This is a genomic window from Psychrobacter sp. SC65A.3, assembly GCF_025642195.1.
GTDB classification, from domain to species: Bacteria; Pseudomonadota; Gammaproteobacteria; order Pseudomonadales; family Moraxellaceae; genus Psychrobacter; species Psychrobacter cryohalolentis.
Map to the genome: position 1 here is coordinate 2,459,325 of NZ_CP106752.1, position 23,645 is coordinate 2,482,969.

The 23,645-nt window shown below is 42.8% G+C and carries 17 protein-coding genes and 4 tRNA genes; 10 read left to right on the forward strand and 11 right to left on the reverse strand.

Annotated features, from left to right (window positions below):
- Positions 1–247: 247 nt before the first annotated feature.
- The 7 genes from OEG80_RS10435 to OEG80_RS10465 all read left to right on the forward strand — a co-directional run bounded on the left by OEG80_RS10435 (position 248) and on the right by OEG80_RS10465 (position 7,976).
- Positions 248–2,191: a DUF294 nucleotidyltransferase-like domain-containing protein gene (locus OEG80_RS10435; protein WP_263242513.1), complete on the forward strand. Its 1,944-nt coding sequence runs from the start codon at positions 248–250 to the stop codon at positions 2,189–2,191.
- Between the two features lie 26 nt (positions 2,192–2,217).
- Positions 2,218–2,829, forward strand: coding sequence for a 3'-5' exonuclease (locus OEG80_RS10440; protein ID WP_263240725.1), 612 nt, complete (start codon positions 2,218–2,220; stop codon positions 2,827–2,829).
- Between the two features lie 133 nt (positions 2,830–2,962).
- Entirely contained in the window at positions 2,963–5,014 is a 2,052-nt protein-coding gene (locus OEG80_RS10445) for a D-alanyl-D-alanine carboxypeptidase/D-alanyl-D-alanine-endopeptidase (RefSeq protein WP_263240726.1), read from the forward strand.
- A gap of 39 nt (positions 5,015–5,053) precedes the next feature.
- Positions 5,054–5,569 carry an ABZJ_00895 family protein gene (locus OEG80_RS10450; protein WP_149409948.1) on the forward strand — a complete coding sequence of 172 codons (516 nt, stop codon included), beginning with the start codon at positions 5,054–5,056 and terminating at the stop codon, positions 5,567–5,569.
- Between the two features lie 122 nt (positions 5,570–5,691).
- Positions 5,692–6,234, forward strand: a complete 543-nt coding sequence (locus tag OEG80_RS10455) for a DUF421 domain-containing protein (RefSeq protein WP_263240727.1) — start codon at positions 5,692–5,694, stop codon at positions 6,232–6,234.
- Positions 6,235–6,480: 246 nt separating this feature from the next.
- Complete coding sequence (rlmH, locus tag OEG80_RS10460) at positions 6,481–6,969, forward strand: 23S rRNA (pseudouridine(1915)-N(3))-methyltransferase RlmH (RefSeq protein ID WP_263240728.1); 489 nt, start codon at positions 6,481–6,483, stop codon at positions 6,967–6,969.
- Between the two features lie 92 nt (positions 6,970–7,061).
- Positions 7,062–7,976, forward strand: a complete 915-nt coding sequence (locus OEG80_RS10465; protein WP_263240729.1) for a DODA-type extradiol aromatic ring-opening family dioxygenase — start codon at positions 7,062–7,064, stop codon at positions 7,974–7,976.
- Between the two features lie 42 nt (positions 7,977–8,018).
- Here OEG80_RS10465 and OEG80_RS10470 read toward each other — a convergent pair whose 3' ends face one another.
- Both OEG80_RS10470 and OEG80_RS10475 read right to left on the reverse strand, forming a co-directional pair.
- On the reverse strand, positions 8,019–9,512 hold the full coding sequence (locus tag OEG80_RS10470; protein WP_263240730.1) for an amidase: 1,494 nt from the start codon (positions 9,510–9,512) through the stop codon (positions 8,019–8,021).
- 284 nt (positions 9,513–9,796) lie between these two features.
- On the reverse strand, positions 9,797–13,096 hold the full coding sequence (locus OEG80_RS10475) for a DNA translocase FtsK (protein WP_263240731.1): 3,300 nt from the start codon (positions 13,094–13,096) through the stop codon (positions 9,797–9,799).
- A gap of 715 nt (positions 13,097–13,811) precedes the next feature.
- Between OEG80_RS10475 and trxB the strand changes: the two genes are divergently transcribed.
- The 3 genes from trxB (at position 13,812) to OEG80_RS10490 (ending at position 16,246) form a co-directional block, all read left to right on the forward strand.
- A complete protein-coding gene (gene trxB / locus OEG80_RS10480; protein ID WP_011512797.1) occupies positions 13,812–14,834 on the forward strand; it encodes a thioredoxin-disulfide reductase in 1,023 nt (340 codons plus the stop codon).
- Complete coding sequence (gene aat / locus OEG80_RS10485) at positions 14,835–15,659, forward strand: leucyl/phenylalanyl-tRNA--protein transferase (protein WP_263240732.1); 825 nt, start codon at positions 14,835–14,837, stop codon at positions 15,657–15,659.
- A 152-nt stretch (positions 15,660–15,811) separates the two neighbouring features.
- Positions 15,812–16,246: a MerR family transcriptional regulator gene (locus OEG80_RS10490; RefSeq protein ID WP_149492852.1), complete on the forward strand. Its 435-nt coding sequence runs from the start codon at positions 15,812–15,814 to the stop codon at positions 16,244–16,246.
- An 85-nt stretch (positions 16,247–16,331) separates the two neighbouring features.
- Here the strand turns inward: OEG80_RS10490 and rimI are convergent, their stop codons facing one another.
- From rimI to OEG80_RS10535, 9 genes are all read right to left on the reverse strand, one after another.
- Positions 16,332–16,808 (reverse strand): ribosomal protein S18-alanine N-acetyltransferase, encoded by a 477-nt coding sequence (rimI, locus tag OEG80_RS10495; RefSeq protein ID WP_149492851.1) that lies wholly within the window; start codon positions 16,806–16,808, stop codon positions 16,332–16,334.
- 162 nt (positions 16,809–16,970) lie between these two features.
- Complete coding sequence (gene tuf, locus OEG80_RS10500; protein ID WP_011512793.1) at positions 16,971–18,161, reverse strand: elongation factor Tu; 1,191 nt, start codon at positions 18,159–18,161, stop codon at positions 16,971–16,973.
- Positions 18,162–18,644: 483 nt separating this feature from the next.
- A tRNA-Thr gene (locus OEG80_RS10505) sits at positions 18,645–18,719 on the reverse strand.
- Positions 18,720–18,836: 117 nt separating this feature from the next.
- Positions 18,837–18,910: transfer RNA gene (locus tag OEG80_RS10510), tRNA-Gly, on the reverse strand.
- An 85-nt stretch (positions 18,911–18,995) separates the two neighbouring features.
- Positions 18,996–19,079: transfer RNA gene (locus OEG80_RS10515), tRNA-Tyr, on the reverse strand.
- Between the two features lie 67 nt (positions 19,080–19,146).
- A tRNA-Thr gene (locus OEG80_RS10520) sits at positions 19,147–19,222 on the reverse strand.
- A gap of 491 nt (positions 19,223–19,713) precedes the next feature.
- The gene (locus OEG80_RS10525) at positions 19,714–20,847 is read right to left on the reverse strand and encodes an FHA domain-containing protein (protein ID WP_263240733.1); all 1,134 of its coding nucleotides are present in this window, start codon (positions 20,845–20,847) and stop codon (positions 19,714–19,716) included.
- 82 nt (positions 20,848–20,929) lie between these two features.
- On the reverse strand, positions 20,930–21,784 hold the full coding sequence (locus tag OEG80_RS10530) for an RsiV family protein (RefSeq protein WP_263240734.1): 855 nt from the start codon (positions 21,782–21,784) through the stop codon (positions 20,930–20,932).
- A gap of 189 nt (positions 21,785–21,973) precedes the next feature.
- Positions 21,974–23,569: a peptide chain release factor 3 gene (locus tag OEG80_RS10535; RefSeq protein ID WP_011512790.1), complete on the reverse strand. Its 1,596-nt coding sequence runs from the start codon at positions 23,567–23,569 to the stop codon at positions 21,974–21,976.
- Positions 23,570–23,645 lie beyond the last annotated feature (76 nt).

The following is a 23,645-nucleotide window of genomic DNA, read 5'->3' on the forward strand; positions in this document are numbered from 1 at the left end:
TTAAAGAATGCTATAGTAAGTCTTATAGCCGAATCATACAGCACCGCCATTTGATGATATATAGTCAAAATATCTCAAAAACGCTACAGTGCTGCTGATATAAATTTTTTGCAGCCTCTGTCTGCGTAGGCACAGCAAGCAAGAAAAATGAATGTCAGCAGTACTTGATGTATCGATATTACTTTTCCCTGACTGTATTTATCATACTTACATCCCTCTTATTGCTTATGCCATCAAGGATGATGCCATGCCCCATCTTGATTTTACCCAACCACCATTTGATGTATTAAATGCCGCTGAACGCCAAAGTATCAAAAAAAATACCCAAGTGCGTTATCTTGCCAAAGATGAGATGTTACCAGCGGATGATTTGCAGTACTTCTATGTGGTGCTTAAAGGTCATGTCGAGCAGCTGTTAGATGGTGATTTTGTCGCCTCTTATTTGGGCAACAACCATACTGCCCATCTTAATAGTAATGATTGGTTTGATAGCAGACGCTCACCAAAGTCGCTCATAGAAGATAGGCTGCAAGAAGATAAAAACATTGATTCGCAGCCGGCTGCTTATCAGTTTCGCGCTGTCGAAGATACTTTATTGCTGCAAGTAAATGGGGTAACCATTGATAAAATCGGTGCCCAAAACCATTTCGTACGCCAATTATTATCAGAAAATCTGCCTGAGCGTTTAAAAGCTTTACAGCTGAGGCATGGTGGGAAAAAACTTGACGCTTCCAGCTATGACGACCCTCAGGAAGTACAGCAAATCATGCTACAGCCGGTGATTGATATTACTTTACTACCAGTCCATATCGTTGACGCAGACGATAGTCTATATCAAGCAGCACGTACCATGACTGAGGCTGGATTGAAGCATGTTTTGATACGCCCACCAGGACATTTACAAGATAAAAATAGCTCCGATCGTACCTTGGGTATCCTCAGCGATAATGATATCTGCCGCGCCGTCAGCGACCAACAAAACACTGTTACAACGCCTTGTCAAAACTACGCCAGTTTTAATCTGCGAACCATCGACGCTGATAATGAGATTGGTGATGCGTTACTGACCATGACTCGCTATCGCATTCACAGGTTACCAGTGATAGATACTAATGGTAAAGTCATCGGTGTGCTTGCACAAGGCGATATGCTTGCTCACATTGGTCATCATTCTCAGCTGATTAGTATTCAAATTAACCAAGCCACAGATTTGCCAAGTTTGGCGACCGCAGTTGAACTCATTGGGCGATATATACGTGCTCAGCATCAAAACGGTATCAAAATGGGCAACGTCAGTCGCATGGTACAAACCCTTAACGCGCAAGTATTTACCAAACTTTGGCAACTCATCGTTCCTGATGAAGTAATGGAGAATACCTGTGTTATCGTCATGGGCTCAGAGGGTCGCGGCGAGCAAATCATGCGTACCGATCAAGACAATGCGCTCATCATGCGTGATGGTTATGACCACCCTAAGCTGGCACAATTTGCCGATACCTTTAACCAGCACTTAGCAGAACTTGGCTATCCGCTATGCGACGGCAACATTATGATGAATAATCCCATGTGGCGGCAACCATTAAAAGCGTTTAAAGCGCAGATTAGTCTATGGTTTAAAAACACTGACCCGATGCACAGTATTTATTTATCCGCTATATTTGATGGTGAATATGTCTGCGGTGATGAAACGCTATTGACGCAGGTTCGTGAACATATAAAGACGGCCCATAGGCAGTCAGACTTGATGTTCGTGCGCCAATTTGCACGAGCAGCGCTACAGTTCGGCGATGTCAATCAATGGTGGCAAAAGCTAGTACCGTTATTAGGTGGTAAACCAAGCGCTTATACTATTGACCTCAAAAAAGCGGGTATCTTTCCATTGGTACATGGTATCCGTACCTTGGCGTTAGAAAACGATCTCTTTACCGATGCTAGCAGCAAAGGTCGTCTGAAAGCTTTGGTTCAAGCGCGGGCCTTAACCCAAGAGCGTGCCGACACCTTACTTGAGGCATTAGAGTTCTTTATGGCGCAGCGCCTATCGGTTGCTTTATTGACAGACAATAAGCATGCAAAAGAAGTCAATCCAACGACCTTGTCTGCCCTTGAGCGTGATTTATTAAAAGAGTGTTTGGCGGTAGTAAAAAGCTTTAAAGACCAGTTAAGCCGACATTATCAGCTTGAATTTGGTTAAGCTAAACCGATTAGCCTTGGAGATAGATGACGATGAACTGGGTAAAACAGCTGTCTACTGCTTGGCAAAAAAACCAATTACAGCGACCTGAACTGGCATCAATGTTTACGGCACCTGTCACTGAACAGTGGGTCGCGATTGATTGTGAGATGACCGGACTCAATCCAAAAAAACATCACCTGCTATCAGTAGCTGCCATTCATATCAATGGCGATAAGATTGATACGGGAAATGGGCTGCATCTGCTTTGCAGACCGCCTGTCATGCCTGAGGGCGATACCATTGTCATTCATGGACTGCGCACCGCCGATGTTGAGCATGCAATGAGTTATGATGAGATGCTGGGGTTACTATTGCCTTTTATGGGCAATCGGCCACTTGTGGGGTTTTGTCCGCAAATAGACGTCGGGTTCTTAAACCCTTTAGTAAAGCATTATATGGGTACTCATTTGCCCAATGAGATTATCGATATCCGCCCCCTTTATAGCCGGCGTATGATGGGTCGTAGCCAAGGGCTTTCAAGCCAAGCACAGCATTTGAATAGTATCTTAGCGCATTATAATATTCCTGAGCTTGGCACCCACGATGCTTATAATGACGCCATCATGACGGCAATGGCATTTTTGCATATGCGCTAATATGATGGTTAAAATGCATTATTTAGACAAGGCTTTAAGATAAAAGCACGCTTACAACTACATGCTACAGCTACGCGAAAACAGCAACTCATGTTACCATAGCCTGTTTTTGCCACCTGATGATAGGCTGCTCATGCGCTCCTTAGTAAAACCAACTCTACTTAGAACTCATAATTCTTCTATACGCACAACAGCCATTAGCCAATATTTGCAAACGCCGAAAAATATCGGTCAACGTTTATCTTTATTAGCATTAGTTGTCGCTCCTTCTTTAGCGCCATTACAGGTGCACGCTGCCTTACCGCAAGAGATTGAAACGACATTAGCGCGAGCCCATTTAAGCGCAGCAGACATCAGTATCGTTATCACACCTGTGGGAGATAAAAACGCCAGCCGCTTGCCCTCTGCCATTCAGGTTATCGATAGTAAAAAGGCGGTCCATCAATTGCAGCCTGCAAGCTCAGACGAGATAAATACTGATGCCAATAACAGCAAGCAAAAACTGGTGCAAAACAAGCAGAGCCCTAAACCGTTAGCCAATTACCAAAGCGCGTTAGTAACCATCGAAAAGCAAACCATCAGACAGCACGACAGACAATTACACGCTTATACTGATGATCCTTATACCCATCAAAGCTTGATGAGTACTCCGTCATTACTGCCAGAAAACGTGTTAAACACTGCTAATTATTCTTCCCGTCAGAACGACAATATCAGTGCTAATGGCGCAGATAATAATAACAGCGACAATAAAAAAGCTGACAGTGAGACCTCAATAAAAATATCGTTTTCACCATTACTCAATCATCAGCCTGATATTGCGCGTACGCCCGCCAGCACGATGAAACTCGTTCCTAGTTTTATTGCCTTAGATATCTTGGGCGCTGACTTTGTCTGGCATACGCGTGTTTATCATACTGGTATTATCATTGGTGATACATTGCTTGGTGATTTGTTAATTCAAGGCAGTGGCGACCCAAAAATGACCCATGAGCGCTTACAGCAATTGCTCTATAAAGTGAAAGCAGCAGGCATCCGTCATATCGATGGCGATATCATTGTAGATAGCACTATTTTTAACCATGTCAGTAAAGATCCTGCGGCATTTGATAACGCGCCTTTACGTCCTTATAACGCCAGTCCCGATGGTTTTTTGGTAAATTTCAGTACTATTGGTATCCAAAGCTATCCATTGGATAATGCCCAAGCACAGCTGACTTATACGCCGCAGCTGGCAGATTATAAGTTGCCAAGTAAGATAAATATACGCCCCTCTGCCTGTGGTCAAGCACGTTATAGCTTAGCACCGCAGTGGCAAAAAACTCAGCTGACCTTTGAGACTTCTTTACCCGATAACTGCGGCAACCATGCTTTTTATGTCGCTTATCCTGATGCCAAAGATTTTGCGGCTCGCGTGATCAAAGCCAAATGGCAAGCACTGGATAATACGCTAACGGGCAACGTTGTCGCTCAAGAAACACCATATAAGAATAAGAAATCCATATCAGCGCGCGGTTTGGCAGCTCTACCAATGTCGCCTTTACCAATTGTTAGTTATCCTTCTTTAAACTTAACGCAGCAAATTTATGATATCAATCATTTCTCTAATAATGTGATGACTGAACAAGTGGCGCTATCAATAGGCGCTTATCATAAACCCAAAGATGAAACCGTTAATCCAACCATTAATAAAAACGTCGATAAAGCTATTAATAGTCAGCACAGCTTATATCAATTTGGTAAGCCTGCGACAACGAGCTACCCTGCTGCCTTACAAACCATCAACGAATGGTGGCAAACGCATCTAAGCACGCCGCCGCCACATCTGACCAATGGTTCAGGGTTATGCCGTGATTGTACCATCAGCGCTGCTAATCTAAGCGAGCTGCTGACTTATGCTTACGCTCACCCAAGCTTTAATGCTTATGTAAACTCGTTAGGTATCGCTGGCGTCAGTGGCACCATTTTGACACATAGCGAGCGTTTACCAAAATCAAACGCCATTGGTCGAGCTTGGATAAAAACAGGTACTTTAAACAATGTCACTTCGATGGCAGGCTATGTCAAAGGCTTATCAGGACAGGATTATGTGGTAGTGGGATTGATCAATAATGAGCAAGCGCTAAATACTTATACAGCAAGAACGGTACTGGACGCCATGCTAGATTGGACAGCGCAGCATTAATTTTTTACGCCAGATTATTTACTTTATAAAGGACATTTTATGTCACGTAAGCCCGCGTCACTTAGCAAACCTATCACCCCATCAGGACGTAAAGGATCACACTTAAATACAACTGCCACTCAACCCAAATTGATGCTCTATATTGGGTTTTTTGCCGTTGGCTATATGCTTGCCAGCGCTGTATTTATGATGATTCAAACCAAGCTTGCTCTCAATGCGCAATTGGTCACTGTGCTGTCTATTGTCTTGGGCGCTTATATTGCCGTGCATAAGTTTATCAAGCACCAACAGCGTGCACTAGATAGAGACGAGATCAACCGCTTAATGTTTGGCGGCGTGATCGTGGTTTGGCTACTCACTATGGTTTACTTTTTGGGGATATGGGTATTTTTATTCGATTCCATCAGCCGTGAAGTGCTGCTTGAGATGAGCATGCAGCAGCCTTTACCGCTAATTTCTGCATTGATCATGATATTGGTGCTGAGTTTGGTGAGCGCACGTATCAGCATTTGGGCAATTAACCACTTGCTTGATCCCAATCGCAAGGGCGCTTAATTGCTTACTTTCAACAATTGAACGTTATAAACAAGCAACTACAAAGTTTTTGCCCTATTCATCTCTAAATTCCGTTACGCTGTATTTACGCTGATGAACTTTGATGAATAGGAGATAAGACCATGGAAATGATTTTTTTTGACAATGTTGATAAGCTTGGGCGTATTATTCTGACCACAGTCGTGGTCTACGTTTTGATTGTTACGTTTACTAAAATTTCAGGCAAACGCTCAACCTCTCAGCTAAATAATTTTGACTGGATTGTCACAGTGATGATTGGGTCATTAAGTGCCAGTACGATTTTACTCAAAGACATTCCGATTATCGAAGGTATGGCGGCTATTCTTTCACTGTATTTATTACAGTTTTTGGTCACCAAATACGCCTCTGTTTCGCCGCAATTTAGCAGCTTTATTTTGTCTGAGCCACGCATTGTTTTTTACCAAGGACAGTTTTTGCCAGATGCCATGCGTGATGAGCGTTTGACCCGCCAAGAAATTGAATGTGCTATGCGCTCTGAGGGTATTCATAATTTTGATGAGGTTGAAGCCGTTGTTTTTGAGTCGGATGCCAAACTGACTATTATTCCAAAGCCCAGTCCTTCTTATAGTAATAACCAAGAAGCAGATGATACGGTATCAGAGACGATTGCTCCGCTTATGTAGTACAGTTGATAAAATTTTTATTAAAAACTTGATCAGCTCTAAAAAGGATAGAGCAGCATGACTCTTCTCTTTGTCTTACTCTATCCTTTTTAGGTGGCTGTTGGACTATTAGTAAGTAAGTGGGCTTTGAAAGCATTAAAATCATACAGAATAATTATTTATCAAATACGTCTTGAGCAAAGAGTCTAGTATTTAACAGGTTTTCTTATTACATTTATTTAACCACTTCTTAAAATGGCAGCTGTTATGAAAGTAAGAATTTTGACCGTAGGTAATAAAATGCCCAAGTGGGTACAAACTGGTTTTGACGAGTATCATAAGCGTATTCAGCCTATGCTCACTACCGAAGTCGTTGAAATTGCGGCGGCAAAACGTGCTAAGAATCCATCGGATGCCAATTTAGCTCAATACCGTGAGCAAGAGGGTCAGGCGATCTTAGCCGCTCATGCTGCAGCAGGACGTGAGCAATTGTGGGTACTTGATGTCAAAGGTAAGATGCTATCGACCGAAAATTTGGCAGATAAATTGTCTGATGGTATGCAGCAAGGCGATGATATTGCCTTGGTCATCGGTGGTGCTGACGGGGTATCGCCCGAAGTGTTAGCGAAAGCTGATGTAAAATGGTCGTTATCAGCGCTTACGCTACCGCATCCTTTAGTGCGCGTTGTCCTCATGGAGCAGCTATATCGCGCGATGAGTATCAATCATAACCACCCTTATCACCGTGGTAATTAAAGTAGCAATAGAAAACTATCCCGTAGGAAAACATCATCAATCACAGTGACACAACAGATTGAAAAATGGACGCGCGCCCTAATAAATGCCACATGAGACATCCTAAACCTGCAACACCCAATGCCCACAGTATCAATCCGCAACGCGATGATAATCGCGACGATTTGCATAGCCCACTGATACCGACGCCAATTACAGCAGCGGCGGCTTGGACAGATACGCCTATCATATCGAGCGCGGCAAAGCGGCCTAAGTTACCGGCGCTGTTTATATCGCATGGTGCACCGACGCTGGCTATCGAGCAATCTGCTACGACGAGCGCGCTAGCTCGTATAGGACAAAACTTACCCAAACCTCGTGCCATCGTCATTATGTCCGCGCATTGGCAGTCAGCGAAACTTGAGATCAGCAGCAATCCTGAGCCAAAAACGTGGCATGATTTTTCAGGTTTTACTCCAGAGCTATATGAGCTGCAATATCCTGCTACTGGTCATCCAGCACTTGCTGAGACCTTGGCGCAGCAACTGAGTGCCCGTGGTATTGTTTGTAGGGTCAATCCCTTACGTGTCAGTGATCATGGGGTATGGGCGCCACTTTTACACCTGTATCCACAGGCTGATATTCCTATCGTACAAGTATCCTTGCCACAGTATTATGACAGTATCGCCTGCTATCAATTGGGCGCGCAACTGGCACGGCTGCGTGATGAGCAAATTCTGATTATTGGTTCAGGGAATATCACCCACAATTTGCAAGCGCTACGCTGGCAAGCAGACAGTATTGATCAAACCGCAAAAGATTTTAAAGTTTGGCTGCTACAACAGCTCAAAACTGATATCCCAAGCGCCTTAGACTGGCAGCAATATCCTGATTATAAGGACATTCACCCAAGTGATGAGCATTTACTGCCGCTATTTTTTGCCTTAGGTGCCGGTCAACGTGTCTCAGTCGTGCATCAAAGTATGGCGCATCATAGCTTAGGTATGGATATCTATCGCTTTGATTAAAGGCTCTCAATCAAAGCGATAGATATATGCAGGTATACCACACTACTTTTCAAAAGCAAGTTTAGTAAATAAACCTGCACGCTCCATTTCGCCTGCTACACTCAATAACGTCGTCTCATCATTCATACGCCCAATCAATTGCATGCCAATCGGCAGACCTTTTTTACTCATACCGACAGGCAACGACATGGCTGGCAAGCCTGTAATATTACCCAATAAGGTAAAACCCATCTTCCCAAGCACTGGCGAGCTTAACTTTTCAATCATGCCTGAGCTAAAAGCGTATTTGCCCATATCCATGCCTTTATTTAGCAAACCAGCGCTGCGCATCAGCATTTCGTCCATGCGACTTGGTGGTAATACGCCATGTTTTACTGCCGGTGTTGGAACGGTTGGGCACAAAATCATATCGTAGGTCTCTAGCAGAAGACCGGTTTGATATTGGCTATCATGCCAGCCATGCTTGGCGTGCGCCAAATCAACAGCAGATAGTGAACGTCCTAACATCGCCATGTTATACGTTTGCGGTTCAAGATTTTGTATATGCTGCGCACCATAGCAACGCTCAATATTATCAATAGTAAACGCAGTATGCACGCAAACAACGACTAAAAAATTATGCCAGAATTGTTCAATATTAATATTAGGTTCAGCCGGTATTACGCGGTGACCCATGGCTTCTAGCTGCTTAGCGGTCTGCTCTAATACGACTAGTACTTCTTTATCGACCATAGTATTAGCAACCAACGGCTGTTGATGCAAGGCGATGGTCAGTTGTCGTGGTGCGCGCATCGCCGCTTCTAAGAAAGTACCTTTAGGTGGTGCGATGACATAAGGCGCCCCAATCTCAGCACCACTAGTCGCATCAAGCATCGCGGCACTATCACGCACGCTACGTGTAATTACATGATCGGCTACTGCTCCTTCCCAGCCTTCACCAAATAAGGGACCCATTGGGTTACGTCCACGACTGGGTTTGAGTCCAAACGTACCACACCACGCGGCAGGAAAGCGTATCGAGCCGCCACCATCACCCGCGCCTGCCATCGGTACGATACCGCTTGCCACTGCCGCCGCACTACCACCCGATGAGCCCCCAGAGCTATAGCCTTTTTTAAAAGGATTATGTGTCACGCCATGCGCTTTTGGCTCAGTGGTGATAATCAAGCCAAATTCTGGGGTATTGGTCTTACCAAAAGTGTTCACACCCGTAGCTTTCATACGCTTGACGATTTCGCTATCGCTTTTTGATATGATATTGACGCTACGACTGCCCATCGTAATCGGCTCATCAGTGAAGCTAAATGACAAATCTTTTAACAAATAAGGGACGCCGTTAAATACACCAGCTGGCAGTCCCGCCTGCGCTGCAGCATAAGCGCGCTCGTCAAAACGATGAATGATAGCATTCAATTTAGGATTGAGCTGATTGGCTTGATAGACTGCTGCATCCAGCAACTCTTTGGTACTGACTTCCCCAGCATTGACCAATGCCGCGAGTGCTAATGCATCGTATTGGGTATATTCTTTAAACATAACCGACCTTCCTTGGAGAATAATCAAATTAAAATTTTGAAAAGATTAATATGTATCCGATTTATAGACAGCATCCAGTTTAGTATAAAACCTTACTGTTTATAATGAATAAACAAACTCATTAGTCATTTACGGTATTTAGAATCCTATTTGATAGGGGCAATTGATAGCCTGAAACTAATACTCCTAAAACCTTTTACTACATAAAATTCTTTAATATCTTCAATAAAAAAGACGAGTTACTTTCGTAAATCGTCTTTTTACCATCCAGTCAAACATAAGCTTTACATTAGTAGCTCACGTTTACCACTCTTACCCATTGAGCTGACCAGTCCAGCCTCTTCCATCGAGTCAACAATACGCGCGGCGCGGTTATAGCCAATGCTAAATTTACGCTGAATACTAGAAGCGGAAACTTTACGAGTCTCCATAATAAAACCAACGGCTTCGTTGTAAAGGTCATCATCTTCACCAGAGGCATTGGCAGCACTACTGCCACCGCTAGGACTAGACAATTCAAAATTGCCTGCCATATTGTCGATATAATCAGGCGCACCGCGCTCACGCCATGCATCACAGACGCTATTGACTTCTTCATCGCTGACATAAGCGCCATGGACACGATCAGGTTCGATCTGCCCAGGCCCTAAGAACAGCATATCGCCATTACCAAGCATATCTTCTGCGCCACCACTATCCAAAATAGTCCGTGAATCGACTTTTGAGTTGACTCGTAACGCTGCTCTTACCGGAATATTGGCTTTAATCAAACCAGTAATCACATCAACTGAAGGACGCTGAGTCGCAAGGATTAAATGAATCCCTGCTGCCCGCGATTTTTGCGCCAAGCGTGTAATTAACTCTTCTGCCTGCTTACCGACCTGCATAATCATATCGGCAAATTCGTCGGCAACGATGACAATCATCGGTAAGGTTTTTAGCTTTGGTGCTTGGCTAATACTTACACTGTCATTGGGTCGCCATAATGGGTCAAGCATTGGATTGCCTGATTTTTCAGCAGAGATCACTTTTTTGTTAAACTCATTTAGTTTACGCACCTTTAGCAAGCTCATAAGCTGATAACGACGTTCCATTTCTGCGACGCACCATGACAAGGCACTTGCCGCCTCAGTCATATCGGTAACGACTGGGGTCAGTAAATGCGGAATATCATTATAGTTGGCAAGCTCAAGCTGCTTAGGATCGATAAGAATCATTCGCAGCTCGTTCGGCGTATATTTGAGCAGCATCGATAATAACATCGCGTTGACCAAGACTGATTTACCAGAACCCGTCGTACCAGCGACCAACATATGCGGCGCTCGTGCAAGATCAGTAATAATAGCTTTACCGCCAATATCTTTACCCATCGCCATACTGATTTGCGCTTTAGGATCTTTAAATTTTTCCGTATCCAATAGTTCAATTAAGCGTACCATTTCGCGCTGTTTGTTGGGCACTTCAATGCCAATGTACGGCTTGCCAGGAATGACCTCAACCACACGTAAAGATGCCATTGATAATGAGCGTGCCAAATCGCGTGAAATCCCTGTGACTTTACTGGCTTTTATCCCAGGCGCTAAGTCTACTTCAAAGCGAGTGACGACAGGTCCTGGAATCGCATTAACAACATTTGCTTTGACATTGAACTCTTGTAATTTGATTTCCAGTAGCTCTGATAATTGCTCAAGCTCAGCAAGCGTATAGCTTGGCTGGCGATTGGGGTCTGGCTTATCTAAGATCGACATCTCTGGAATCGGCGACAGACTACTACGATAGGCAGCCGTTTGCATCGAGCGTGATTTTTGACTGAATGCAACATCATCACTAATATGAGGCATAACGGGAGCATCAATCTCGTCAGTGCTATCATAAACATTGTCGTCTTCTGGCATCATATCCGTAATATGATTGCTACTATCACCTTCTGGGACTGCAAAACTCATAGTTGGTTTGGTTACTGTGGCTGACTCGATAGTTGATATGGCAGACATACTTTCTGCCATTGGTGACGCTTTTGGATTTGCAGGCGGGGTATTGGTCGGTGTCATATCTATTATTTCTGATGTATTCTCTACATCAGCATCAGAAAAAGACTCCAAATCGTTCAACAAGTCATTTGCAGCATTATTAGGAATGTCGTCAGTAGTGTCGTTTGGTGAGATAGTAGTTTGCTGCTGAACAGGTGCAGCTGCAGTTTCTGTTAATGTCTCTATGGCAGATAATTCTTGTTCATGGCTAAAATCAGTCGCTTCCGGCACTGCCGCATGTTCTGCCAACCACGCATCCACTAAGCTATCGACACTAGGCGCTGATTCAGGAACATCTATCTGATCTGTCGGAAGGGTTGCAGCAAAATCATCTAACGAATGTGTTGCTTGTTGCTGAGTTACTTGTTGAGTATCCTCTTGAGTGATATTAAGAACAGGGCTAGCAGAAGAAATGTCAGTATTTAAGCTGTCAACAGAAGCAGCAGCTGGTGCCTCTGAATAGGGAACATTTACGACATCGTAAGGTATCGTATCTTGCTCATTTTCTATCTGGTTTGCTAATAAATCAGCGACAGTATTTGCATCGTTCCATGCAAAGCTTGGCTCAACCTTTCTAATAGGCATTGGCGTAGCATTGGTAGCAGGTACTGATGTTTTATTCAGATTAAAAGCGCTATTGCTAATCGTTGTGGCGGCTGCAGTTTGCAACTGCTCTTCTCGTTTGGTACTTTCACTGGCGACTTGCGCAGCGGCTGCCATAGAAGCTTTTACACTGGCACCCAATCCTGAAGACGATAAAAAGTCTGTCAATGCGCTATTAAAACGACCACTTCTATTGTCTTGCTGTTTATTTTTAGCCTGTTCATCCACTTGCAACTCAAGAGGCAATTGCTCATATTCTGGAGTATTAGTATCACTTATTGCTATATCACGACCTTGTTTATCGGCAGCACTATTAGCATTGTCTTCTTGTGTTATTTGACTAGCATCAAGGCTGCTATCAAGGTTTTTGACACCTGACCCAAACCAAGACAAAGTTTTAATTTTTTCGTAAATACTCATCCAATGAATATTAAAGGCAAAGGTGGTCGTAATAGCGACAAACACTGCCAAAAACGTCACACTCCCCCACTGCGATAATAGCTGTGCTAGCCTCGCTTGTAGCTCAAGACCAATAATACCGCCCGCAACTCCTTTGAGCCCTGATGATATTGGATCTGCTACCTGCTGTACCAATGCGATCAGTTGGGCAAATAATGCACTACTGCTCAATATTAAAAACACGTAAGCAACCAAGCGTAATAACCAAAACGTCGGTTTATTATCCCACCAAATCAGTACTGACTCATAAACCAGAAACGCCAGTAACCACCATGCACCAAAACCAAAGAAGCTATACAGCAAATCTGAGAGCCATGCGCCCATCTCGCCGCCCATATTATTAATGGTCGTCATATCACTACTGATGTGCGACCAGCTAGGATCATTACCGGTATAAGTCATCAAAATAACAAACAAATAAACCGCGAGGAGTAATCCCAGTAGGGTAAATATGCCCTTTTTTAAGTAATCAATAATTGGTGCTGATATCACGTAAGATCTGCCTTGTTGTTAATACTCGTCATGAATACTCAATAGTCGTCAAACCATGATTAAGCTTAATCATGCTGACATAAATTCTTGATAGAAACTGCTGTAATAGGTTACGACTGATGTGGCGTAATAACACAAAAACTTTATCTAAAATACTACGGCAAAATATTGACCGCATTGCTGTTTTTGTTTTGTGCGCGGCATACAACTTCTTATAATAACAAATACATAGCTGCCATGGCGACCGTGTTATCAATAAAGCGCATAAGAAAATCAATCCAGTAGTGATTTAGCCAAAAATGCAGCTAGTGAAAAATGATGCCTGTTCTTTTTGCATTAGCATCTAACCAAAATATATTAAAGCTCTACGTTACTGCTGGTATAAATTTTTTATAGCCTCTGTCTGCGTAGGCACAGGAAGCAAGACAAATTAATACCAGCAGTACGTGATGTTTATATATCACTTTTCACTGACTATATTTGAATATGGGCTCATTTTTGGTACTAAAACTTCAAGCTTCAGATACTTTAGTTCTAATGATACCCATATTTGTTTTAGCAAACTTGCACTTTTTGCTCTTAGCCCTTATGTTATTATCACATAGCAACCATAATAACCAGATACGTCGTCATTTTTACGCTTATCTTTTATAATATCTACTTATTATTTTAACGTTGAACCCTTTCACTTTTATTGCTCTAGCAAGGAAATCTTATGGCAACTGACAATACTGCTCCACGCCACGAAAAACTCATTATTTTAGGTTCAGGTCCTGCTGGTTATTCTGCCGCTGTGTATGCAGCACGCGCCAACCTAAAGCCTGTTATGGTCACCGGTATGGAAGTCGGCGGACAGCTCACGACGACGACCGAAGTTGATAACTGGCCGGGTGATGCACATGATTTGACTGGTCCTGCATTGATGGAGCGTATGAAAGCCCATGCCGAACGCTTTGGTACTGAACTGGTTTATGATCATGTCAATGCTGTGAATTTAAATGTGCGTCCTTTTGAGCTGACTGGTAATAACGGCAATTACACCTGTGATGCTCTTATTATCTCAACCGGCGCATCAGCACAGTATCTAGGTCTAGAGTCAGAAACCAAATTCCGTGGTCTTGGCGTTTCTGCTTGTGCAACTTGTGATGGCTTCTTTTATAAAGACCAAAAAGTGGCAGTTATCGGTGGTGGTAACACGGCCGTTGAAGAAGCGCTGTATTTATCAAATATCGCCGCTGAAGTCACTTTAGTCCATCGCCGTGATAGCTTACGCTCAGAAAAAATCCTACAAGATAAACTATTTGAAAAAGCCAAAAATGGTAATGTCAAAATCGAGTGGAACCACAGCGTAAAAGAAGTGGTTGGTGATGATATGGGCGTTAATGGCGTGGTCATTGAATCTATGATTGATGGCAGCACCAAGCAACTGGACGTGTTTGGTATGTTTGTTGCCATTGGTCATAAGCCGAATACTGACTTATTTAAAGGTCAGCTAGAGATGAAAGACGGTTATCTGATCGTCAACAGCGGTCTCAATGGTAACGCTACCCAAACCAGTATCGAAGGTGTCTTTGCCGCAGGTGACGTCGCAGATCACGTCTATCGTCAAGCGATCACCTCTGCTGGTACGGGCTGTATGGCAGCACTTGATGCTGAAAAGTACCTAGATGCAATAGGCGAAACGGTCGCTCAAGATCATACTTATGCTTCAACGTTGACAGCTGACAAAGAAGCGTAAATGAGCGATTTTGTTAACGATGGTCATACAACGCCTAAGGCTTTTGTTCAACATATCAAAAGTCTTGGGCGTTATGACTTTCCAGAGCCAGCGATAGTAGATCCTGAAGGTATGGGTATTGTGGCTATCGGGGGAGATTTAGCTCCTGAGACGCTGATTTCTGCTTACGCACAGGGTCTATTTCCTTGGTTTAATGACGATGAGCCAATTGCTTGGTGGTGCCCTGAACCCAGATGTGTGATGCAGCCGACAGACTATCAGCCCAGTAAATCGCTACGTAAGCTAGCAAACCGTAGTCGTTGGCAGTTGACACTGAATCAAGCTTTTGATGAAGTCATACACGCTTGTAGTTTACCGCGTAGTAATGGCGTTAATAACGATCTTAATGAAAGTCAGCCTGAAGGCGAACATACTTGGATTCATGATGAGATGATTGAAGCCTATACTGAGCTACATGCTCAAGGCTTTGCGCATAGTATTGAAGTTTGGGATGATAAAGGCACGCTCGTTGGCGGTTTATATGGCTTAAAAATAGGCGGTATTTATTTTGGTGAATCGATGTTCCATATCGCTTCTAATGCATCAAAGCTAGCATTTTGGGGCTTGATGCGCTTATGTGAGCAAAGCAATGTTAATCTTGTCGACTGTCAACTCCCTAACGATCATCTCACGAGTTTAGGTGCTATCACCTTGTCACGTCCTGAGTTTTTGACTCAACTAGATATATTAATATCTAATAGTTCAGATAATTGGCACAAAAATTCGCATAATCCTCTGGCGGTATCGCTGCTAGGGAGTTTGCAACCTTGGCAATTAAACCTCTAGTTTATTACTTTATTTTAAAATCTAAAGTTGATCTGGCTAATCGATAGTTAAAATAGCGCGACTCGATTGAGCACGTATGATTATTACTGTTACGTTTAATCGGCAATGTTTTCATAAATCAGTAACTTACTTATCACGATCATGAGTACATTATGGCACCTGATACCTCTTTTTTATTAATAGGTAAGCTGGCAACCAAAGCCAACACCACCAAAGATACAGTTCGTCACTATGATCAATTGGGGCTGCTGAAGTCTCGTAAGCGTCAGGCAGGTTCGCGGCTATATACTGAGTTTCATCCAGAATGTGTTGAACGTATCGAATTAATTAAAAGCGCGCAAGCAATTGGCTTTACTCTGACTGAAATCAAAGACAGCCTCAATGATTATTACGATGGGCAGCTCGATATTGACTTACAGCTGAACATTACCCAGCAAAAACTGATTCAAATCAGAAAACAACAAACGACCATCAGTTTGATGATAGAAATGTTGACCGAACGCATTGATATTCTTGAGCATATGAAGGCTGATAGTGATTATAAACTCGACATTGATGTGTGTAAAAAGACACTGCCTTTATCCTGATAAGGAAACCTCGATACCACACTGCATTTATTATTTGTTATTGTTTTAAATCTCAAATAATAAAAGCTGCTAATATTTTTTAAGATTAATTATAAATACGCTGCATGATTAGCGCGTCGACTGCCGGTTGATGCGCTGCTTGATAGTAGCTTTTACGTGTATGAATCACAGTAAATCCTTGCTGCTCATATAACGCGATCGCAGCAGTATTGTCTGCTCGCACTTCTAATAAAAGACTCTCTACTTGATTGGCCTCTAACGCCTCATCTAGTCTAATAAAAACTCGTGATGCTATACCTTGTCGCTGATAATCAGGATGAGTGCCAATGCGTAAAATCTCTGCTTGCTCAAACAATAATTGGTATAAGCAGTAGCCAATCAATTCGTTTGCAGAATTATCAGTAACAACCATCAGACTGATACTATCCTGTTCGAGCAGGTCACCTATTGCTTGAGATGTCCAAGGGTCTTGTAGCTGAACCATGACTTCAATAGTAGCAACTGCTTCGACCATTTCTTTACGCTTATCTGGTTCATCTAATAGCATCTTTATATCGAACATCAGTGCCTCTTTATTTGCTGGCTTTAATATCAGTTATATTATCGTTGATTGTCGACACTGTCATTCTATTAGCAAACCATACCCAAAAAAAGCCACCCTCTTTCGAGGATGGCTTTTGACTAATGATTAACGAAGATCAGATTACTCTGACAGCATTAAGTATTAGTTCAATACGTTAGCAACAACACCAGCGCCTACAGTACGGCCGCCTTCACGAATTGCAAAGCGAAGACCTTTGTCCATAGCGATTGGGTGGATAAGCTCTACGCCCATCTCAACGTTATCACCAGGCATAACCATTTCAGTACCGTCTTGTAATTGGATTGCGCCAGTTACGTCAGTGGTACGGAAATAGAACTGTGGACGATAGCCGTTTAGGAATGGTGTGTGACGACCACCCTCTTCTTTTGACAATACATATACTTCAGCGTCAAACTTGGTGTGAGGCGTGATTGAACCTGGCTTAGCTAGTACTTGGCCACGTTGTACGTCTTCACGCTTAGTACCACGTAATAGTACGCCACAGTTTTCGCCTGCACGACCTTCGTCAAGCAGTTTACGGAACATCTCTACACCAGTACAGGTAGTTTTTTGAGTGTCACGGATACCGACGATTTCGATTTCGTCGCCAACGCGTACGATACCAGATTCAACACGGCCAGTTACAACAGTACCACGACCTGAGATTGAGAATACGTCTTCGATTGGCATTAGGAATGCTTTGTCGATGTCACGCTCTGGCTCTGGGATGTAGGTGTCAAGAACGTTTAATAGTTCTACAACGGCTGGTTGACCATATTTTTCTTGTGAGCCTTTTAGGGCTTCAGTTGCAGAACCATGGATGATTGGGGTGTCATCACCTGGGAAGTCATAGTCGCTTAATAATTCACGAACTTCCATTTCTACGAGTTCAAGCAATTCTTCGTCATCAACAACGTCACATTTGTTCATGAATACAACGATGTACGGTACGCCAACCTGACGTGAAAGCAGGATGTGCTCACGGGTTTGTGGCATAGGGCCGTCAGTTGCTGATACAACTAGGATTGCGCCATCCATCTGAGCCGCACCAGTGATCATGTTTTTAACATAATCGGCGTGACCTGGGCAATCAACGTGAGCGTAATGACGTGATGGGGTGTCATATTCTACGTGTGAGGTGTTGATGGTGATGCCACGTGCTTTTTCTTCTGGTGCTGAGTCAATAGACGCGTAGTCTTTGGCTTCGCCACCAGAGGTGATTGCAGCTACGGTTGCGATTGCAGCGGTAAGGGTGGTTTTACCGTGGTCAACGTGTCCGATGGTACCGACGTTAACATGTGGTTTTAGACGTTCAAACTTGGCCTTTGCCATGGGTATTTCCTCTTTTTTTGGTGAATATTTATCAATCAAAGATCGGTAAATAACTGTTTGACGGCTTATGATGTATGACCATCAAACCGTTGACACTGTGTTTTTTCTATTAAACCAATATTTATTAAAATACTAGCTATAACGCTATACTATCTTTATATTCGATATTTTAGCTGTTAAGCGTATAAATAGGGGCATTATACGTGCTTTTCAATCTGTTGAACATGACAAGTTAATATACAGTACTGCTATTGCACTACTTTATCTAACTCTTATTCATTTAATTCTTTATACAGCTCATTTATTAGGTAAAGATAACACCTACTAATAAACTGACAGCGCAAAAAGGCAACACCTCAGTGTCACCTTTGAATTATTCTCTGCCACACTGTATGTATAATTTTCGATATTTTATAATTTTGATACCAATACTGAGCTATGGACAAGCACTAGCAAAGCGAATATAAATAATGGAACAATAAATGGAGCTCATATTGAGAATTGAACTCAAGACCTCTCCCTTACCAAGGGAGTGCTCTACCGCTGAGCTATATGAGCATGTTTTTAACAACTACAGTAGCCAACCACTAAGTTGCACTAAAAAAAATATCACGATACAGCAATAATAACTGACTGTCGTGATGAGTATTGATGATTTGTGCAATGGTACATATATGGAGCGGGTGGCGGGAATCGAACCCGCGTCATTAGCTTGGAAGGCTAAGGTGTTACCATTATACCACACCCGCATTTACTCTTATCTGGGTTGACTCTGATAAAGAATCATGGATTGATATAGAGTATGCTTGGCGCTAAGACGAACTTAGAAAAATATGGTGGTGGGAGAAGGATTCGAACCTTCGAAGCTTTCGCGACAGATTTACAGTCTGTTGGGTTTGACCGCTCCCCAATCCCACCTTAGGTTGCTTTAAACAAAAATGGCTTTAGTTTAAGACATATTCATAAAAAGCTACTTTGAGAGAGATGGTGCCGACTGCCGGGATCGAACTGGCGACCTACTGATTACAAGTCAGTTGCTCTACCAACTGAGCTAAGTCGGCTTGTTCTCTCAAAGTGGTGGCTATTCTATCAAATATTTTGAGATGCGCAAGCCCTTTTTTAGTATTTTTGACTTTATTTTAATAAAAAATCTCAAACAACTGATTATAAAAGGGTTTTTATTTTTTGAAAATAGCTACTTTTACTGCTCTTACTTCAACGGTCTATCTTTTAGCCAAAAAACCTAGTCACTTAACTTCTGTGGATTGGTTATTCATTGCTAGAAACCTTCAATAATTATGTAAACCTGCCAAGCGCTAATACTTATCAGCGGCAGAATTTTGAAAAGATACCGTTAAAACTTGTGATTCCTACGATGCTAAGACAAAACTTGTTCGCTATAAAATTACTATTTAAAGCGATGCAAAATTTATCCTAACATAGCACTAATCTCTTAAAGCAAAAATATCTTAAAGCCAATCAACTACAACTTTTACCAGTTGACCAATTTATTATTTAAATAAACAAAGATAGCTCTCTTGTTAAAAATTGGCTATACCATGCCTGTATTAAACAACCATAGTGCTAAGCCAATAATAATAATTGCGACAAACACCCATATAAACCAACTACCACTCGGTTTCTTTTCAACTGCTCCAGTAGTGGCAGGGTTATCCAGTGCTTGATCCATCGCATTATTGCCTGTAGTACCCAAATCGCGAGATTGACCTAGATTGGCTGTGCCCGAAAACTGTGAAGTGGCTGCCTGTTTAGCACGCAGTACATCTGGATCTGCTTCTTCTTGCAAGGCCGTCTTAGTGGTTTTGTCATGCTCTGGCTCAATAGCTGCTTCAATGACTGGCGCCTCACTTACAGGAGACGTTTCTGAAAGGGTTTCGGATACAGCGTCTTTATGTAGCAAAGGCTCATCAGATAAGACGGGCTGCTCTACAAGTGATTCTTGATGAGCAGAAGGCATTGATGTAGTTTCGGTTGGGGTAGACTCTATTACTTCGGGCTCAGCAGCCACGCTAGGGACACTTGAAGTTTCAGTAGGACTATATTCTACTTCGCTCAATACAGGTTCAGCTTTATCTGCGGCGGCTAAGATATCAGTGATGCCTGTTTCTTTAATCACTGGCTCATCTGTTTGAGCAGCGCTAACAATCGGCTCTGCTTGCACAGCAGCAATAGGCATTGCTTCTAAAGAATTTTCGACAGGTAATATCTCTTCGATTATCGTTTCTTTAACCACTGGCTCTGCTTCAACGATAGGTGCTATTTCAGTATCAGGACTCAACATTAACGTTGGTTTATCTGCAACTGCTTGCTCATGAATAACGGTAGCAGACACTGGCGCACTTACCTGAAAAATAAAGCTTGCAAACCCAAGCGTATCCTCTGCTGCTAACTGCTTCGATTCATTGGCAGCAATACGCTCATCATTAATAAAAGTGCCGTTTGACGACTCTAGATCTTTTACGTATAGCTGACCGTTTAAGACACTCAATTGTGCATGATTGCGTGAAATTTGCTTGCTACCTAGTACCAGACCATTATCACTACCACGGCCCACAGAGAGGCTGTCAGTGACCGTTAATGTCAGATCGCCAAGTGCCTCTGTCAAGGCATTCAACTGCCATGTATTGGTCGTTGCGGCATTCATATTATCGATATCGTTTGTCATGCGATGACTCCTTATTTATTATTAAATATTCATGATGGTCATTAGCTGATCCATCCTATTGTCTCTGACGTTTATAGCTATATTATTTAGGGATAAAGCGCGGTTGTATGATACCGCTAAGCTTATTATAAGGAATGCTAAGCACTGGCATACCATAGGCATAGGGAGCGATAGCATAATGCTGATAACGAATATCAATCCCTTTATCCGTCAATGTGACGTTATCACTTAAGGTAAATGGCCAATTTTTTTCGTAGTTTTTCACATCTTTATCGACCGTTTTCACCCAGTCTTTATAAGCATTATAGGCAAGCGCCTTAAACTGTGGCTTTTTACCGCTTTGCAGCATATCAGCCAGTTTAATTTGTTTTTTCGTCTTTTGATCAAATACCAAATATTCGCTATACGGCATTCCATGTGCGCCGCCAGTAAAGACATATGAGCTTATCTCGAACGTCTCAAAATCATTAATATGACCCACATACTCAGGTGTCACCGTTAGGCTGTAGGCAAATGCACTGTCACTCGGTAGCTCATTCAATTGCGAGGCAGCAAAACTATCAAGCGCGCTTTTGACAGCAGCTGGAGTGGCTTTGGTAGTGATAGGCGCAGATTCGGAGGGTTTACTATTTACAACCAGCGTATTGATACGCTGATTGGTGATATCATTTAGCCACTTGTGATTCGTTTTAAGATATTTAACTTCAATCTCCGGACAGTTATCACGCGCCGCACAGGTTTCTTGTAGTTTTTTGGGTAACTGATAATCGAGGTACTCTGTGCTACTAAAAAGGCTACCGGCATATGCTGAGAAGCTTAACGTGCCAAACAGCAACGCACTACTTACTATTGACAATAAACGCAGCCTACCCGCATCCGTAGAAGCTTGCTGGACTGATTGTGACTCAATAATAGGACGTTGATTAGCAGTTTTCATATAGCCTCTTTAATATATCTATAAGATTTACTGATATTCTACCGTAACCTTTGTCCTATATTGTAGGAACACTGTTCGTGTTTTTTCTACAATCATAGGGATTAAAATCAATAATACGCTGTTTGGTAAGCTAATAAAAAAGACACGATAACGTGTCTTTTAAGATTAAGCAAAGTGGAATAATGGATTTTAGTGCTCACGCGTATTGCTAAACGTCACTTCTGGATAGCGATCTTGCATCAGCTGCAAGTTCACCCGTGATGGCGCAAGATAAGTCAGATGACCACCACCATCTAGCGATAGTTGGTCATGGGCTTTGCGCTTAAACTTGGCTAACGCTACTTCGTCATCGCAATGTATCCAGCGTACCGTCGCAATCGATACTGGCTCAAAGATACATTGTACTTTGTACTCTTCTTTGAGACGATGGGCAACCACTTCGAACTGTAGTACACCAACCGCACCCAAGATTAAATCATTATTAATCTGCGGCATAAAGACCTGTGTTGCTCCCTCTTCACTCAACTGCTGTAAACCTTTTTGCAGGGCTTTTGATTTAAGCGGATCTTTTAGAATAACACGGCGGAATAGCTCAGGGGCGAAATGCGGGATACCGGTAAAGTTGAGCTCTTCACCTTCAGTGAAACTATCGCCGATAGAGATGGTGCCATGATTGTGTAAACCAATAATATCACCCGGATAGGCTTCTTCTAACGCTTCGCGGTCACCTGCTAAAAAGGTCAAAGCATCAGCAATACGTACGTCTTTACCCAAGCGTACATGCTTTAATTTCATACCTTTTTCGTACTTACCTGAGCAGACACGTAAAAATGCAATGCGATCACGATGACGCGGATCCATGTTTGCCTGAATCTTAAAGACAAAACCACTAAACGTTGTCTCAGTCGCAGCTACTTCACGTTCATTGGTCGGATGCGCTTTTGGTGGCGGCGCATATTTGATTAAAGTATCAAGTACCATATTGACGCCAAAGTTACCTAGCGCTGTACCGAACAATACGGGTGTCATCTCACCGGCTAAAAACTCGTCAACATCGAAATCTTCTAGCGCCATTTGTACCAATTCTAATGACTCTTCAAATGAGGCGAACATCAAAGCGCCCAAGCGCTCACGGATATCAGGATAATCATAGCCTTCGCGCGTCTCAGCGACCGTCATATCACCGCCATGACCTTTCTCATAAAAATAGGTTTTGTTTTCGGTTAAATGATAGACACCAACAAAATCCTGTCCCATACCGATAGGCCAAGTGACAGGAATACATTTAATCTTTAATACCGCTTCGATTTCACTCAATAGCTCAAGCGGCTCACGAATCTGGCGGTCAAGTTTATTGACGAATGAGATGATGGGCGTATCACGCATCCGGCAAACCTCCATCAATTTGATGGTACGTTCTTCGACACCTTTTGCGCCATCGACCATCATCAGCGCACTGTCTACAGCGGTCAGAGTACGATAGGTATCTTCACTAAAGTCAGCGTGACCCGGTGTATCTAGCAGGTTGACCATATGTTCTTTATAAGGGAACTGCATGACCGAGGTGGTAATAGAAATACCACGCTCCTGCTCCATACTCATCCAATCAGATGTCGCATGGCGGTCGGTTTTACGACCTTTGACCTCGCCCACTACTTGAATCGCTTTACCCCATAGCAGCAGCTTTTCGGTCATCGTAGTCTTACCAGCATCAGGATGCGAGATGATGGCAAAGGTGCGGCGTTTGGCCACTTCTTTATTTAATTTCTTTGGATCTACGCTCATAATGAATAACTTATCGTTAAATTTTGGAAGAAAAAAACAAGAATTTAGAAAAGGTCTAACAGTAAATGTGATGGAT

What these genes read in the sequence shown, in the direction of transcription:
- OEG80_RS10490 (WP_149492852.1), top strand. Translation starts at nt 15,812, where the DNA reads ATGGCACCTGATACCTCTTTTTTATTAATAGGTAAGCTGGCAACCAAA.
- OEG80_RS10535 (WP_011512790.1), bottom strand. Translation starts at nt 23,569, where the DNA reads ATGAGCGTAGATCCAAAGAAATTAAATAAAGAAGTGGCCAAACGCCGC.
- tuf (WP_011512793.1), bottom strand. Translation starts at nt 18,161, where the DNA reads ATGGCAAAGGCCAAGTTTGAACGTCTAAAACCACATGTTAACGTCGGT.
- OEG80_RS10530 (WP_263240734.1), bottom strand. Translation starts at nt 21,784, where the DNA reads ATGAAAACTGCTAATCAACGTCCTATTATTGAGTCACAATCAGTCCAG.
- OEG80_RS10470 (WP_263240730.1), bottom strand. Translation starts at nt 9,512, where the DNA reads ATGTTTAAAGAATATACCCAATACGATGCATTAGCACTCGCGGCATTG.
- OEG80_RS10440 (WP_263240725.1), top strand. Translation starts at nt 2,218, where the DNA reads ATGACGATGAACTGGGTAAAACAGCTGTCTACTGCTTGGCAAAAAAAC.
- aat (WP_263240732.1), top strand. Translation starts at nt 14,835, where the DNA reads ATGAGCGATTTTGTTAACGATGGTCATACAACGCCTAAGGCTTTTGTT.
- rimI (WP_149492851.1), bottom strand. Translation starts at nt 16,808, where the DNA reads ATGTTCGATATAAAGATGCTATTAGATGAACCAGATAAGCGTAAAGAA.
- OEG80_RS10525 (WP_263240733.1), bottom strand. Translation starts at nt 20,847, where the DNA reads ATGACAAACGATATCGATAATATGAATGCCGCAACGACCAATACATGG.
- OEG80_RS10450 (WP_149409948.1), top strand. Translation starts at nt 5,054, where the DNA reads ATGTCACGTAAGCCCGCGTCACTTAGCAAACCTATCACCCCATCAGGA.
- rlmH (WP_263240728.1), top strand. Translation starts at nt 6,481, where the DNA reads ATGAAAGTAAGAATTTTGACCGTAGGTAATAAAATGCCCAAGTGGGTA.
- OEG80_RS10455 (WP_263240727.1), top strand. Translation starts at nt 5,692, where the DNA reads ATGGAAATGATTTTTTTTGACAATGTTGATAAGCTTGGGCGTATTATT.
- trxB (WP_011512797.1), top strand. Translation starts at nt 13,812, where the DNA reads ATGGCAACTGACAATACTGCTCCACGCCACGAAAAACTCATTATTTTA.
- OEG80_RS10435 (WP_263242513.1), top strand. Translation starts at nt 248, where the DNA reads ATGCCCCATCTTGATTTTACCCAACCACCATTTGATGTATTAAATGCC.
- OEG80_RS10445 (WP_263240726.1), top strand. Translation starts at nt 2,963, where the DNA reads ATGCGCTCCTTAGTAAAACCAACTCTACTTAGAACTCATAATTCTTCT.
- OEG80_RS10465 (WP_263240729.1), top strand. Translation starts at nt 7,062, where the DNA reads ATGAGACATCCTAAACCTGCAACACCCAATGCCCACAGTATCAATCCG.